General features: G+C 72.8%; 14 protein-coding genes. 8 read left to right on the forward strand and 6 right to left on the reverse strand.

Features of this window, described 5'->3' with window-relative positions; all coding sequences use genetic code 11:
• Positions 1-18: 18 nt before the first annotated feature.
• On the forward strand, positions 19-1,014 hold the full coding sequence (locus tag ACQPZ4_RS16325) for a ribonucleotide-diphosphate reductase subunit beta (RefSeq protein ID WP_433061317.1): 996 nt from the start codon (positions 19-21) through the stop codon (positions 1,012-1,014).
• Here ACQPZ4_RS16325 and ACQPZ4_RS16330 read toward each other — a convergent pair.
• Both ACQPZ4_RS16330 and ACQPZ4_RS16335 read right to left on the reverse strand, forming a co-directional pair.
• Positions 969-3,653 carry a hypothetical protein gene (locus tag ACQPZ4_RS16330; protein WP_433061320.1) on the reverse strand — a complete coding sequence of 895 codons (2,685 nt, stop codon included), beginning with the start codon at positions 3,651-3,653 and terminating at the stop codon, positions 969-971. The two genes, ACQPZ4_RS16325 and ACQPZ4_RS16330, sit on opposite strands and share 46 nt — an antisense overlap.
• 67 nt (positions 3,654-3,720) lie before the next feature.
• Complete coding sequence (locus ACQPZ4_RS16335; RefSeq protein WP_433061323.1) at positions 3,721-5,031, reverse strand: SWIM zinc finger family protein; 1,311 nt, start codon at positions 5,029-5,031, stop codon at positions 3,721-3,723.
• A gap of 38 nt (positions 5,032-5,069) precedes the next feature.
• On the opposite strand from ACQPZ4_RS16335, the gene ACQPZ4_RS16340 reads away from it, so the two are divergent.
• Positions 5,070-5,957, forward strand: coding sequence for an ADP-ribosylglycohydrolase family protein (locus ACQPZ4_RS16340; protein WP_433061326.1), 888 nt, complete (start codon positions 5,070-5,072; stop codon positions 5,955-5,957).
• A 46-nt stretch (positions 5,958-6,003) separates the two neighbouring features.
• Here ACQPZ4_RS16340 and ACQPZ4_RS16345 read toward each other — a convergent pair whose 3' ends face one another.
• The gene (locus ACQPZ4_RS16345) at positions 6,004-7,197 is read right to left on the reverse strand and encodes a hypothetical protein (protein ID WP_433061328.1); all 1,194 of its coding nucleotides are present in this window, start codon (positions 7,195-7,197) and stop codon (positions 6,004-6,006) included.
• A gap of 103 nt (positions 7,198-7,300) precedes the next feature.
• On the opposite strand from ACQPZ4_RS16345, the gene ACQPZ4_RS16350 reads away from it, so the two are divergent.
• On the forward strand, positions 7,301-7,819 hold the full coding sequence (locus ACQPZ4_RS16350) for an RICIN domain-containing protein (RefSeq protein WP_433061331.1): 519 nt from the start codon (positions 7,301-7,303) through the stop codon (positions 7,817-7,819).
• On the opposite strand, the gene ACQPZ4_RS16355 is transcribed toward ACQPZ4_RS16350, so the two are convergent.
• Positions 7,816-8,466, reverse strand: coding sequence for a response regulator (locus tag ACQPZ4_RS16355; RefSeq protein WP_433061333.1), 651 nt, complete (start codon positions 8,464-8,466; stop codon positions 7,816-7,818). The two genes, ACQPZ4_RS16350 and ACQPZ4_RS16355, sit on opposite strands and share 4 nt — an antisense overlap.
• Positions 8,463-9,530: a sensor histidine kinase gene (locus ACQPZ4_RS16360; RefSeq protein ID WP_433061336.1), complete on the reverse strand. Its 1,068-nt coding sequence runs from the start codon at positions 9,528-9,530 to the stop codon at positions 8,463-8,465. Before ACQPZ4_RS16360 ends, ACQPZ4_RS16355 begins: the two co-directional genes overlap by 4 nt.
• 71 nt (positions 9,531-9,601) lie before the next feature.
• Between ACQPZ4_RS16360 and ACQPZ4_RS16365 the strand changes: the two genes are divergently transcribed.
• From ACQPZ4_RS16365 to ACQPZ4_RS16375, 3 genes are all read left to right on the forward strand, one after another.
• The gene (locus ACQPZ4_RS16365; protein ID WP_433061338.1) at positions 9,602-10,063 is read left to right on the forward strand and encodes a PPOX class F420-dependent oxidoreductase; all 462 of its coding nucleotides are present in this window, start codon (positions 9,602-9,604) and stop codon (positions 10,061-10,063) included.
• 65 nt (positions 10,064-10,128) lie between these two features.
• Positions 10,129-11,469, forward strand: coding sequence for an MFS transporter (locus ACQPZ4_RS16370; RefSeq protein ID WP_433061341.1), 1,341 nt, complete (start codon positions 10,129-10,131; stop codon positions 11,467-11,469).
• Positions 11,466-12,317, forward strand: coding sequence for a hypothetical protein (locus ACQPZ4_RS16375; protein ID WP_433061344.1), 852 nt, complete (start codon positions 11,466-11,468; stop codon positions 12,315-12,317). The genes ACQPZ4_RS16370 and ACQPZ4_RS16375 overlap by 4 nt, the downstream gene beginning before the upstream one ends.
• Positions 12,318-12,322: 5 nt before the next feature.
• On the opposite strand, the gene ACQPZ4_RS16380 is transcribed toward ACQPZ4_RS16375, so the two are convergent.
• Positions 12,323-13,099 carry an SDR family NAD(P)-dependent oxidoreductase gene (locus ACQPZ4_RS16380; protein WP_433061347.1) on the reverse strand — a complete coding sequence of 259 codons (777 nt, stop codon included), beginning with the start codon at positions 13,097-13,099 and terminating at the stop codon, positions 12,323-12,325.
• Positions 13,100-13,187: 88 nt separating this feature from the next.
• On the opposite strand from ACQPZ4_RS16380, the gene ACQPZ4_RS16385 reads away from it, so the two are divergent.
• Positions 13,188-14,006 carry a helix-turn-helix transcriptional regulator gene (locus ACQPZ4_RS16385; RefSeq protein ID WP_433061350.1) on the forward strand — a complete coding sequence of 273 codons (819 nt, stop codon included), beginning with the start codon at positions 13,188-13,190 and terminating at the stop codon, positions 14,004-14,006.
• A complete protein-coding gene (locus tag ACQPZ4_RS16390; protein WP_433061352.1) occupies positions 14,006-14,461 on the forward strand; it encodes a pyridoxamine 5'-phosphate oxidase family protein in 456 nt (151 codons plus the stop codon). The genes ACQPZ4_RS16385 and ACQPZ4_RS16390 overlap by 1 nt, the downstream gene beginning before the upstream one ends.

The raw sequence follows: 14,461 nt of genomic DNA on the forward strand, positions 1-14,461 counted from the left end.
CCCGCCGATCGGCGCCCCATGCTGCTGGACCCCGGCATGGACCTGACGCTGCGGCCGATGCGGTACCCGCACTTCTTCGACCGCTTCAAGGACGCCATCAAGAACACCTGGACCGTCGAGGAGGTCGACCTGCACAGCGACCTGCCCGACCTGGCCCGGCTCACCCCCGCCGAGCGGCACCTGGTCTCCCGGCTGGTCGCCTTCTTCGCCACCGGCGACACGATCGTCGCCAACAACCTCGTGCTGAACCTGTACCAGCACGTCAACTCCCCCGAGGGCCGGCTGTACCTCTCCCGCCAGCTCTTCGAGGAGGCCGTGCACGTCCAGTTCTACCTGAACCTGCTCGACACGTACGTCCCCGACGAAACCGAGCGCTTCGCGGCCTTCGCGGCCGTGGTGAACATCCCGTCGATCCGCCGCAAGGCCGAGTTCTGCTTCCGCTGGATCGACTCCCTGGGCGACCTGCACGAGCTGCGGACCCGCGACGACCGCCGCGCGTTCCTGCTCAACCTGATCTGCTTCGCCGCCTGCATCGAGGGCCTGTTCTTCTACGGCGCCTTCGCCTACGTCTACTACCTCCGTTCCCGCGGCCTCCTGCACGGCCTGGCCTCGGGTACCAACTGGGTCTTCCGCGACGAGTCCATGCACATGGCCTTCGCCTTCGACGTGGTCGAAACGGTCCGCTCGGAGGAACCGGACCTCTTCGACGACAACATGGCCGCCGAGGTCCGCAACATGCTCGCCGAGGCCGTCGAATGCGAGGTCCAGTTCGCCGCCGACCTGCTGGACCAGGGCATCTCGGGCCTGTCCCTCGCCGACATGCGCGAATACCTCCAGCACGTGGCGGACCGCCGCCTGGCCGTCCTGGGCCTCGACCCGCTCTACGGCAGCCGCAACCCCTTCGCGTTCATGGAACTCCAGGACGTCCAGGAACTGTCCAACTTCTTCGAACGCCGCGTCTCGGCGTATCAGGTAGGCGTCACGGGCACCGTCTCCTTCGACGACGACTTCTGACGCTCCCCACCACCGAGCGCACCGACCAGGCGTCGCGCCTCAACAACGAGGCGCGACGCCCCCTTCCGCGCCGCGACTTCCGAAAGCCCGGCGATCTCCTCCGCCCGCTCCCCGCCACCCTCGCCGTGACCGCCGTCCGACCCGCGGTGACCCGCGCCAAACCGAGGCCGGCCAGCCACCGCAACCCCTCCCGCAGCGTCGTGTCTGCCAAGGGCGGCCCCGGCGTGGACGGCGGCTGTTTCCGCGTCGGGCCGGGCGGCGTCCGTTTCCGCACCGGCCGCGTCCCTGAAGTTCGTGGCGTTGGTAGCGCCTCGCCCGGCGGCCGCCGTGTCTGCGGCGATCGCGAGCAGATCAGGCGTGCCCCGCGGCGGCGTCGGCGCGGCGAGCAGAGCCGGCAGCGCAGCGACCAGCACCCGGAACACGACGTCCGGCGCCCCGGCGGCGGCCACATCGCGCAGCGGTTCCACGGCCCGGATGACTTTCACAGCCCCACCCACCGCGAGCAGCCCCAGATGGTGCCCGGCCGTCTCCGCGTCGAACGAGTCGGTGGCGGCCAGCAGCAGGAGCGCATCCACGGCGGCAAGGCGGTCGGTCTCGTGGCGCGCCGTCAACCCGTACGCGATGGCGATCGCCAGCGCCGGTCCGCCAGCGCCGTCGGTCTCGGCCAGCAGGGGCAGGACAGCCGCACCCCCGCGCTGGTCCATGTCGGCGGTCGCGGCCACGTCGGGCAGGGCGAAGGCGGCGACCAGCCCGCGGTGCCATGGCAGCATGCCCGGCCACAGCACGTGCCACCCGTTGCTCCCGGTCCCGACGGGCGGCGGCGCCACCCCGAGCAGCCCGAACGTCTCCGCCCCATCCGACGGTGCGGTGGTCACCTCGACGCGCAGGGCCGGCAACGTCTCGTAGTCCCAGTCGCCGCCGTGCTTCTTCGGCCGGCGCGGCCTGACCCCTACCTGCCACGCCGGCTCGGGCAGACCGCCGCTGCGAAGCCACGCGCCCAGCCTCGCCCCCGCCGGTGTTCCCAGCACCTCGGCCCGCGCCGCCGAGCCCAGATCCGGGCCGGGTGAGAGGCGCAGCATCGCCTGGGCCAGGTCCCATGGCCACGGGTCGCCGGGACCGAAGGCGGCCAGCCGGGCGAGCAGTACGTCGGTGTCGAGGCCGCCGTTGCTCCAGGTCGGCGCGCTCAGCAACCCGCCCGCCGGCAGCGCGTCCGAGCCGAGGTGCAGCCCGATCTCGGCCAGCCGGGCCCGCAACAGCCGCTGCAACGGCGGGATGCGGCGGTCCGGCGGGGACTCGCCCAGCGACAGGAACCGCCGTGCCGCGGTCAGCAGCGAGGCCCAGCCCGAGGTCGCCGCCGGGGCCAGGCGGGGGTCGATCACGGTCTGCAGCAGCCGGGTGAACGTGCCGCACAGGCAGTTCGGGTCCCATCGGTGCTCGCCCATCCCGTCGCGGTGCCGCTCCACGACCGGCTGCAGCGCGCGGGCCAGGGCGGGCCGGTCGGTGGCGGCGAGCCGTACGACGCCGTCGAGGATCCGCTCCAGGGGCAGCAGCGCCGAGAACGGCCGGTCGCTGTAGAACGCCGCGACCTCCTCCGCCAGCTCGTCCGGGTCGGCGATCGGAGCCGGCGCCGGCGCAACCGGCGGGGGAGCGGGCAGCGCGACGGCGACGGGCAGCGCCGGTGCCGGATCCTCCAGCAGCGCCTCGATCTCGGGACGGCGGTCCGGGAACGCGCGGGCCAGCGCGGTCAGCCAGGTGCGCTGCGTCTTGACCAGGCCCTTGTCCGGCCGGAGCAGCACGGCCCGCGACGCATCCAGCACCGCGTCCAGGTCGAGCTCCGGCACGGCGCGCAGGGCCTTCTGCGCGGCCGCGGCCACCGTCACCGGGCCGCCGGACAGCAGCCGCAGGTAGTCGCCGGCGTGCGCGGAGACCTCGGCCGGCGTGGGAGAGAGGGCCGTCAGCATGGCCAGGAACGCCCGGGTCCCCTGCCGCCGATCGCCGCCGCGCACCAGCCGGGACAGCGCCGCGGCCAGCAGCTCGGCGCGGTCCAGGCGCCCCTCCCCGGCCAGCGCGGCCAGGGCCGCCGGGATGGCCAGGTCGCCGCCGCGCTTGGTGTGCGGGTCCCAGATGACCAGGTGGTTGGCCGCCTCGGGCGACGTGAACACGCGGGGGACCAGGGCGTCGAGGAAGCGGTCGGTGCGCAGGCGGTCCACGATCGGCACGGACCGCAGCTCCTGCGCGGCGGGGAAGTTCAGGTCGTCGAGCCAGCCCGTCACGAACCAGTCGCCGTCCGGCGGGGTCTCGACCAGGGTGGCGGCCACCGGCCACACCGTGTCGAGCCGCGCGCCCAGGTCGGCCAGCCACGGCACCCCGCGGGCCCGGCCGGTCGCCACGATCGCGTCCGTCGCGAAGGGGAACAGCCGGCGCCGCAGCATGCGTGCGGCCGCCGCGGCCGAGGGCGCCGTGCCGACCGTGGCCACGGCCAGGGCGATGCTCGCCGGCCCGTACCAGGGTTCGCGATCCTGCTTGACGTGCGCCTCCAGGGCCTTGAACTCGACCCGCCGCTCGGCCTCGGACAGCGCCGCCACCGCCGCCATCACCACAGGCACCTGGCCGGTCCGAAGAACGTCGACAACGCTCATGCGATCGTCACCGCCACCGCGGCCAGCACCACAGGCGCCGGGCCCTTCCGAAGAGCGTCGACAACGCTCATGCGATCGTCACCGCCAGCGCGTGCTTGCACGGCCCGCGGTTCCCCCGGTGCTTGCCCCACCAGGGACACGTGCACGTCAGCGTCCCGTCGGGCAGCCGCCGCACCCGGTACGTCTCGCCGCCGCTGCGCACCGTCGCCGCCGCCGGGCCGTCAAGAACAACCGCTCCCGCCTCGACCAGCGCCCGCGCGCCCGCCAGCCGGGGGTTGTCCCGCTCCGCCCGTGCCGCGTCGTACGGCAGCACCCGGTGGAAATAGGCCGCCTCCGCCACGTCGTACCCCACCCGCCCCGCCGTCCCGAGCTGCGCCAGCGCCGCCCGCACCCGCTCCGGCACAAGCCCCGCGGCGTCGGCCAGCGCGGCGATGTCGATGGTCGGGTCCCAGGAGAGCAGCGCCCCGACCAGCTCCGCGTCGTCCGTGGCCTCGTCCGCCGCCAGCGACAGCAGCGCCGCCCCCTCGCCCGAGAAGCCGCGGTGCACCTCCGGTGACAGGGTCAGCGTCAGCCGCAGCGCAGGCGTGTGCACCTCCCAGGCGCTCGGCACCGGCGGGGAGCCGGGCTTGGCGGGCGGGCCGTAGACGCGCAGGCCCGTGACGTACCGGAGCAGGGGTTTCAAGGCGGCGAGCCGTCCGGCCCCGGCGAGGCACACCGCACCCGGCCCCGGGCGGGAGGTCAGGCGCAGGGAGCGGCCGGCCGGCACCGCCCACAGGGTCGAGCGGTCGCCGGCGGCGGGCAGGCGGCGCAGGAAGGCGTTGGCCTCGGCGGCCGGCAGCTCGGCGCGCAGGTCGAAGCCGGACGCGAGCACGTGGACCTCGGCGAAGCCGCGCAGCCAGCGGGGCGGGAGCGGCACCTTCTTCTCCACGACCGTGCCGTCCAGTGTCGAGGCGGTCAGCGCGTCGGGGCCGACCGACAGGTGCAGCGGGTCGAGGCCGGCGATGCGGGCCAGCGCCTCGCGCAGCGGCGGGTTGACGTCGACGTTGGTGGTGCCGTGGCCGAGCACCTCGCCGTCGAGGCCGGGCGGGAGGATGTCGAGGCGGGCGTAGACGCCGCCGCAGCCGGAGAAGGACTCGAAGCGCAGCCGGTCCTCGCTGCCGGTGACGACGGGGTCGAGGCTGGCCGGGTCGCGGGGCTGGAAATACCGCGTGCGCGCCACATCCGCCACCGCGAGCAGCCCGGCCGCGGCGACCGGCGGCGTGGTCAGGAAGCCGGCGAAGAAGCGCGGATTGGCCTCGGGGCCGCCGCTGGTCTGCAGGTCGACTCCGCTCGCGCCCGCCGTGGAGGGGGCCAGATACCGGAACTCCTGAACATTCACGTGGCAGACGGTAGACCCGGGGTACGACAATTTCCGCGATGACCGACTTCGGACGCTGTATGGACAGCCTGGATGGGCTGAGTGTGGGAGACGCCCTTGGGGCGCAGTTCTTCGTACCGGGCACGACCTGGCCCGACCTGCTCGACTCCACGTCCCCGGCGGGCGCGTGGCCGTGGACCGACGACACCGAGATGGCCTGCACGCTCGTGGACGAACTCCGCAGGAGCAGCAGCATCGATCAGGACCGGCTCGCCGAGGCGTTCGCGCGGCGGTTCGAACCCTACCGCGGGTACGGTGGCGGCGCCGTCGTCATCCTGCACCGCATCCGGGACGGCGAGCCGTGGCGGGATGTCGCCAAGGACGCGTTCGGCGGCGCGGGATCGATGGGCAACGGCGCGGCGATGCGGGTCGCGCCGCTCGGGGCCTTCCACGCCGGCGACTCGCGCACGGCCGCCCTCGAGGCCATGCGCCAGGCCGAGGTCACGCACGCCCACCCCGAGGGCATCCTGGGCGCGGTCGCCGTGGCGGTCGCGGCCGCCGAGGCCGGCTGGGCGCGCCTGATCCGCAACCGCCCCACGCCCGCCGAACTGCTCGACGCCGTGACCGGGTACCTCGTCGACGGCGGCGTCCTCGACGGCGTGCGCCGGGCCGGACGACTGCTCAAGGCGAGCGTGGCCGAGGCCGCGTACGAGCTCGGCAACGGCTCCCAGGTCCTCGCCCAGGACACGGTCCCGTTCGCCCTGTGGGTGGCCGCGACCCGCCTGGACGACTATCCCGCCGCGATCCGCGCCTGCGTCGAGGCCGGCGGCGACGTCGACACGACAAGCGCCATCGTCGGCGGCATCGTGGCGGCCTACACCGGCCGAGCCGGAATCCCAGAGTTTTGGCTGGTCCAGCGCGAGCCACTCCCGCAAAATCGAGCATAATGTATATTTCCGATATGTCGCGGCGCGCCAGCGCCCGACATATCGGTCACACAAGCTCCTCAATGAGCCCGGCAAGCAAAGCCACCGAATCAGCAGAAAAGCACCCGGTGTCAAAATCAAAGATCAACCGCAGTCCATCCGGTACCGCATCCACGTGCAAAAACAGCGGCTCAGTAGGACCGGCCTGCGCCGAGAACGTCAGGACTCCCGGCCCCGGTGCACGTTCCGCCCCGAACGAGGTCGTCGACACCGTCCGCCGGTCGTTGAAGCACGGCGTCGCCAGCAACGGGATGTCCAGCGGGTCGTAGTAGGCGTACTTGCGAGCGGGCAGCGCCGCCCGGGCCACCGCCGCCACCGCCTCCGGGAACGACGACGGCACGTCCACCACGCACAGTCCCAGCTGGGTGAGCGGACTGACCACATCGGACAGTCCACCGCGGAACCGGTTGCTCACCACTTGTCGTACCCCGAGCCGAGAACGGCCCGAGATCCGGGACAGGGCCACGAAATAGGCCGCGAGCAGCACCGTCGACTCGTCGGTGCCGAAGCGCGCCGCGGCCACCGGCAGGCGGGCGGCGAGCGAGGGGGATTCGAGGAGGCACTTGCGGTACCGTGGAGACGCAACGACGCTCGCGAACCCCTCGAGACCGTCGGCGTGCCGCGCGAAATGGCGCCGCGCCCCCGCGTGCTGCCGGACGCCCTGCGGGCCCTGCTGCCACGCCGCGATGTCCAGCGGCTGCAGCCCGACCGGCGGCGTGGGGACCCGGCGCGTGGACTCGTCCACCATGATGGCCGCCCCCAGCCCGTCGGTCACCAGGTGCGGCATCACCGCGACCATCTCCACGGGCACGCCGTCCCGGCAGACGACGGCCATCCGCATCGGCCAGTCGGAGGCCAGATCGGGCGCCGCCGCGCGATAACGAGCCTCGACGGAAGCGGCTAAAGCGGAGACCCCCGAACCGGAAGCCAACGAGACAACAACCTCGAACCGCGCCACCCCCGAAGCCACCACCTCCTGCATCCCCCCACGGAACAACGTGCGGAAGGACTGCCACCGCTCCATCGTGTACCGCAGCGAAGCAGCCACCTCCGAGAGCGTCGTCCCAGGTGGCAGCGCCCGGCACCCGCCCATCGGGAGCCACGAGTCCTCCCGCGCCATGGCCTGCACCATCGCCCGCTGACCCCACGTCAGTTCGGCCCGCCCGGACCCCACCCCGGCGAACGGCACCTCGATGAACATGCGCCCAAGGATCGGCACCACGACCGCCCGCGGCAAGTCTTGCGAGCGGCGGGGAAAGATCGATAGATTCGGACGCTTCGAATCCGAACGAAACGGGGGATCGATGCGACTCATTCGCATGCTGCTCGTCGCCCTGGCCGCGGTGGCCGGGACGCTCGTGGTCACGCAGACGCCGGCGCTCGCCGCCACGCAGGGGCCGTACGAGCTCCATCCGTGGGGCGGGATCTTCTGGTGCGCCAAGGTGGACAACGCCAACCAGAGCGCGCCGGTGGTCATCCGCAACTGCGGGACGGCGAGCAACTTCTACCAGCAGTGGTACTGGCAGGACACCACCAACGGCTACTACCGCATCTTCAACCGCCAGACCGGCAAGTGCCTCAACGCGGCGGGCAACGTGACGACCGGCACGCGGGTCATCCAGTACGGCTGCAGCACGTCGGGCCTCAACGACCAGTGGAAGCCGACGATCAAGCAGAACGGCGACATCGACTACTACTGGCTGCAGAACCGGCAGGGCGGCCTCTGCCTGCGGGTCAACACGTCGAGCACGGGCAACCAGCTGTTCACCGGCGCCTGCAACCAGGCCACCTGGGACGACCGCTGGACCTGGGACCGCCACTAGGCTGAAGGCCGCACCAGCCCTGACTCGTAGGCGAGCACCACGGCCTGCACCCGGTCCCGGAGACCGAGTTTGGCCAGCAGGTTGGAGACGTGCGTCTTCACCGTGTGCTCGGTGACGAACAGGGCCGCCGCGATCTCGGCGTTGGACTGACCCCGCGCGACCTCCCGCAGGATGTCGAGCTCGCGCGGGGTCAGCGCGCCGAGACGATCGTCCGTGCGAAACGCCCGGTGCCGCAGCACGTCCGCGATCAGCCGCTGGGTCACCGTCGGCGCCAGCAGCGACGACCCGGCCGCGACCGTCCGCACCGCCGCCACCAGCTCGGTCCGGTGCATGTCCTTGAGCAGAAAGCCACTGGCCCCGGCCTGCAGGGCGTCGTACACGTACTCGTCCAGGTCGAACGTCGTGAGCACCAGCACCCGGGCCGAGGTCGCCGCGCAGATCGCGCGGGTCGCCGCGATCCCGTCCATCACCGGCATCCGCACGTCCATGAGCACCACGTCGGGCGAGGTCTGCCGCGCCCGCGCCACCGCCTGCTCCCCATCCGAGGCCTCCCCGACCACGCTGATGTCCGGCTGCGACTCCAGGATCATGCAGAGCCCGCCGCGCACCAGGTCCTGATCGTCGGCAACGACCACGCGCAGCGTCATCGGCCACCCACCGGCAGCGAAGCCACGACCTCGAACCCCGGCCCGTCGCCCCGCGGCCCGGTCCGCAGCGTCCCCCCGACCGCCTGCACCCGCTCCAGCATCCCGCGAAGCCCATGCCCGAAAACGGCGTCCCCACCGCGGCCGTCATCCCGCACGCAAACATCAAGCCGGTCCGACAACGACAACGTGACCGAAACCCGCCGAGCCCCCGCATGCTTCACCACGTTGGTCAACGCCTCCTGCACCACCCGGAACGCCGTCGCCCCAACCACCGGATCCACCGTCGGCAGCGAAACCCGGTCGAGCGAGACGTCAAGACCCGTCCGCCGCGCCCGCTCCACCAGCGACGGTATCGCGTCCACCCCCGCCGGCTCCGGCGCCTGCTCCCGCAGCACGCCCAGCGTGTGCCGCAGCTGCACAAGAGCCTCCCGCCCGGTCTCGGCGATCGCGTCGAACGCGGCCTCCGCCCGCCCGGCGTCGGCCCGCACGACCGACGCCCCGCCCTCGGCCTGCACCACCATCAGCCCGACCGAGTGGGCGAGCACGTCGTGCATGTCCCGCGCGATCCGGGCCCGCTCGTTGCCGGCCGCGGCCGCCTGCTCCTCGACCAGCCGGAGGGTGCGCTCCTCCAGGAACGCGATCCGGTCGCGCCGGGCCCGCACCCCGGCGCCGAGGGCGTAGGCGGTGACGAACATCAGCCCGACGTACCCGAACGACGGCGGCTTCTCCTGGGGCATCACCAGCGAGAACACGACCCCGGCGGTGGTGGCCACGATGGACGCGATCCGCCAGGCCGGGGAGGCCAGCTCGGCCCAGGTGTAGGTGGCCACGAGCTGCCCGTACGGCATGTCCGGCAGCATCTGGATCAGCGAGAGCCAGGTCGTGGCGACGCCGGTGACCAGGGCGACGAGGACCGGGGCCCGGCGCCGCCAGATCAGCGGCACCGACGCGAACAGGCCGAGCACGACCGCGCCCGGGTGGAACGGCGGGTACCAGATCGCCGGGAACGTCGTCGCGGCCGTCACCGCCGCGGCGATGAGCAGGTCGATCAGCCGTTCACGCATGCCGGTCATTCTGCCCCGGGTGTACTGCCAGAGCCTCCCTCCCAAGAGCCAGATCTGGATAGGTTGGGGGCATGGCACGCAAAATCGCGACGAACGACCACGTCGACATGGCCGCGCTGGTGGAGTTCCTCGGCAAGCGGCACCACGGGATCGTCATCACCAACCGCGCCGACGGCCGCCCGCAGGCCTCGCCGGTCACGTGCGGCGTCGACTCGCAGGGGCGGATCGTCGTCTCCACCTACCCGGAGCGGGCCAAGGTCACCAACCTGCGCCGCGACCCGCGGGTCTCGGTGCTGGTCCTGTCCGACGAGTGGAACGACGCCTGGGTCCAGGTCGACGGCACCGCCGAGGTGCTCGACCTGCCGGAGGCGCTGGAGCCGCTGGTGGAGTACTTCCGCGGCATCTCCGGCGAGCACCCGGACTGGGACGAGTACCGCCAGGCCATGCGCGACCAGGGCAAGTCGCTGATCCGCATCACGATCGACCGCTGGGGCCCGATCGCCACCGGCGGATTCCCCGCGCGTCTGGCCTGAAACGACAAGCGCGGCTGGACTGAACGACAAGCGCGTCTGGCCTAACCGCCGGGGCGCGTGGCAGCATGTCGGCCATGACCGCGCCGGCCCTCGCTGCCACGCGCTCGGAGCGGATCGGCTGGTACTCGTACGACTGGGCCATCTCCGCGTTCCGTGCCACCGTCATCACCGTCTTCCTCGGCCCCTACCTGACGACGATCGCCGAGCGCGCGGCCGGTCCCGACGGGCTCGTGTCCGTCCTGGGCATCCCGGTCGCGACGGGCTCGCTGTTCACCTACACCGTCTCCGCCTCGGTCCTGCTCACCGTCCCGCTCCTGCCGCTGGTGGGCGCGCTGGCCGACCGCAGCTCGCACAAGAAGCGGCTGCTCGCGCTGTTCGCGTACATCGGGGCCGGCAGCGTCATCGCGATGGTCCTCCTGACCGGCCAGCGCTACCTGCTCGGGGCCGCGCTGCTGCTGATCGCCAACATCGCGTACGGCGCGGCCAAGGTGGTCTTCAACTCCTACCTGCCGCAGCTGGCCGGGCCCGACGACCGCGACCGGGTGTCGAGCTTCAGCTGGGCCATCGGCTACATCGGCGGCGGCATCCTGCTCGTCATCAACCTGGGCGCCCTGCTCAGCCTCGACGACCGGTACTCCGGCACGGTCGCCCGCTGGTCGATCGTCTCGGCCGGCGTGTGGTGGGCCGTGTTCGCCACCGTCGCCATCGCCAAGCTGCGCGACCTCCCGGCGGTGGCCGGCGCGGACCGCCGCGGCAACCCGCTCGCCGACGGCTTCCGGCAGCTCGGGCACACCCTGAGGAACGCGCGGGCGTACCCGCTGACCCTGTTCTTCCTGGCCGCCTACCTCATCTACAACGACGGCATCCAGACCGTCATCACGGTCGCCACCATCTACGCCGACCAGCAGCTGCACCTGGACCAGTCGATCCAGATCGCCACCATCCTGCTCGTGCAGTTCGTGGCGTTCGGCGGCGCCTGGATGCTGGGCCGGATCGCCGAGCGGTACGGCGCCTGGCGCACGATCGCCGCCAGCCTCGTCGTCTGGTGCGTCGCGGTCGGCCTGGCCTACCCGCTGCCCGAGCGGCAGCCGGTGCTGTTCATGCTCCTCGGCGCCCTGATCGGGATCGTGCTGGGCGGCTCGCAGGCGCTGAGCCGCTCGCTGTTCAGCCAGATGATCCCGCGCGGCTCGGAGGCGGAGTACTTCGGCCTCTACGAGATCTCCTCCGACGGCACCAGCTGGCTCGGCCCCCTGCTGTTCGGCCTGGCCTTCCAGCTCACCGGCACCTACCGCATCGCCATCGCCTCGACGCTGGTCTTCTTCGTCGCCGGTCTGGTGATGCTGCTGCTCGTACCGGTCCGGCGCGCCATCGAGGCCGCCGGCAACACACCCCCGAAGGTCCTGTGACCGAGCTCGAAGACGCCGAGGAGACCATCACCGGCGAGCTGCGCCTGCTCGCCATGCTGGCCGGCGCGGTGCTCGGCACCCTCATCGCCTGGACCAGCCCCGGGCACCAGCACGAGCCGCGCTGGGTGCTGTTCGCGATCCTGGCCGCCGTGCTCGGTGCGGCCAGCGGCGAGGCGTTCGGCTTCGGCGCGGCCCGCTGGCGGGACATCGGCCTGTTGCACCGGGTCCGGCTGTACCAGGTGCTGCACCTGGTGCTCGCCTCCGTCGCGGTCGCCGTCGGCCTGGTCGCGGCCACCCCGTACGTCCTCGGCCAGCAGGGCCTGACCGGCCGCGGGGTGGCCCTCTCGGCCATCGCCATCTGCGGCGCGCTGCCGTCGGCGGCCACCCTCGGCGCCGTGCACCGGGTCGCCCGCCGCCCGCTCACCGGCACCCCCGGCGAGCAGCTGGGCACCCTGCTCGGCCTGCGCAAGCTGGTGTCGCGGCTGCTCAACCAGCTCGGCTTCCTGGTGCTGCTGGTGACGCTGGTCAACGGGGCGGCCACCGGCTGGGGCGCCGACCTGCCCACGTCGGTGGTCCTGTTCTCCGGCGCGGTGGCGTCGTTCGTGGTCGGCGTGATGTACGTGCCCGCCTCGACCACCCTGCGCCGCCGCTGTGCCCTCTTCGTCGACCGGCACTTCCCGCTGTCCGAGGTGCCGATCGAGGAGTTGGTCGACAAGGCCGACGAGCGCAGCAAGCTGGAGAAGCTGCTCGGCATCGACCAGACGACGTTCGGCGAGCTGCGCAGCGGGCTGGTGATCGTGAGCCCCTTCGTCGTCAGCGCGCTCGCCGCCGTCATCCCCAAGTTCTGAAAGCCTCAGGCCGTCTTGTACCGCGAAGCCAGCGCCGGCGCCTGCCCGCCGAACGCCGCGATGTCGGCCGCGAACACCCGCTCCAGCAGCCCGTAGTCCTCGACGCCGGGGGCGCTGACGACCTCGCCGAGCCGGATCCCGGCCAGGGCGGCGGTGACGACGTCGGCGGGGGCCATCCGCGGCAGCGCGGACAGGTCCATGCCCTGCACCTCGTGGAACTCGGTGGCCACGATGCCGGGGCAGACCACGTGCGCGCCGACCCCGGTGCCGGCCAGCTCGGTGTTGAGCGTCTGGGTCATGGCGACGGTACCGGCGAGCGTGTTCGTGTACACCGCCCGCCCCGAGCCCGGCATCGCCGCCGCCGGCCCGCCGAACGCGATCATGCCGGCGACGTTGAGGACGGTGCCGCGGCCGCGCTCCAGCATGCCCGGCAGCGCCGCCCGGGTCAGCAGCGTGGGCGCGAGCACCTTGACGCTGATCAGCTCGCGGGCCTTGGCCGCCGGCAGCTGCGCGAGGGGCATGTAGTGCGCGACCCCGGCGTTGTTGACGAGCATCGTGAGCGGCCGGTCGGCGCAGAGCGCGGCCACGGCGTCGATGCCCTCGTCGGTGGCGAGGTCGGCGGTGGCCACCTCGACCTTGGTCGGCAGGGCCGCGGCGAGGGCGTCGAGGCGCTCCCGCCGCCGCGCGACGACGATCAGGTCGTATCCGTCGGCGGCGAGCCGCTCGGCGAAGGCCCGGCCGATCCCGGAGGAGGCGCCGGTGATGAGTGCGAGTTCGGTCATGCCTCACACCATCACGCGCGGGCGCCGGACGAGCCAGGGTCCCGCCAGGACCCCCTCTTCCGGGGGTCCGGCGAACTACGGTTGCCCCATGGAGGACAACCAGCTGGGCGCCTTTTTGCGGGCCCGCCGCGAACTCGTCGCGCCGGAGGAGGCGGGCGTACCGGTGACCGGCGTCCGCCGCGTGCCCGGCCTGCGCCGCGAGGAGGTGGCCATGCTCGCCGGCATCAGCGCGGACTACTACCTGCGCCTCGAACGCGGCCGCGACCGCCACCCGTCGGTGCAGGTGCTGGAGTCCCTGGCCCGGGTGCTGCACCTGGACGACGACTCCCGCGCGTACCTGCTGGGCCTGGCCGCCGACAAGCCCCGCCGGGCCCGCCGCCCCCGCCCGGAGCGGGTCCCGGCCGGCACCGCCAAGCTGGTGGCCCTGCTCCCGCTGCCCGCCTTCGTGGAGGGCCGCCGCCTCGACGTGCTGGCCGCCAACCCGCTCGCGCAGGCCCTCTCACCGCGTCTGGCGCCCGGCCGCAACCGGCTGCGCGACCTGCTGCTGGACCCGGCCGAGCAGGCGATGTTCCCGGACTGGGAGGCGGGCGCGGCGATGCTGGTGGCCCACCTGCGCGAGGCCGCGGGCGCCGACGCCTCCGACCCCAGGCTCATCGAGCTCGTCGGCGAGCTCTCGGTGGCCAGCCCGCTGTTCCGCCGCCTGTGGGCCCGCCACGACGTGCGCCCGCGCACCGCCGCGACGGTCCCGTTCCGCCATCCGCTCGTCGGCGACCTGCCGCTGAACCGCGAGAAGCTCCTCGTCACCGGCACGGACGGGATCGTGCTGGTCGTGTATCACCCGGATCCGGCCACCGACGCCGCCGACAAGCTCGCGCTGCTCGGCCCGCTCGCCGCTACGCTCGGTTGATGGGCGAAGATCGGATCGACCTGACCGCATACGCGCGGGGCATGCTGGACGAGAACAGGTACGTGGTGCTCGGCACCGCCGACGGCGACGGGGTGCCGTGGGTGTCGCCGGTGTTCTACGCGCTGGACGGGTACTCGAGGGTGCTCTGGCTGTCCGACCCGGAAACCCGCCACTCGCGCAACGTCGCCGTCCAGCCGCGGGTGAGCCTCGTGGTGTTCGACTCGACGGTGCCGATCGGCGGGGCGAAGGCGGTCTACATGACCGGGACCGTGGCGATCGACGAGGACGCGCTGGACGCGTACAACCGCGGCTGCCTGGCCAAGGGTGCGTCGGCCTTCACCACCGAGAAGGTGGGGGAGGGGCGCCCGTTCCGCCTGTACAGCGCCACGATCGCCGAGCACTGGGTGCTCGACCCGACCCTGCCCCGCGACGCCCGCACGGCGGTGTCCCCTTGA

Origin of the sequence: Dactylosporangium sp. CS-033363, assembly GCF_050942475.1 — a bacterium.
GTDB lineage: Bacteria > Actinomycetota > Actinomycetes > Mycobacteriales > Micromonosporaceae > Dactylosporangium.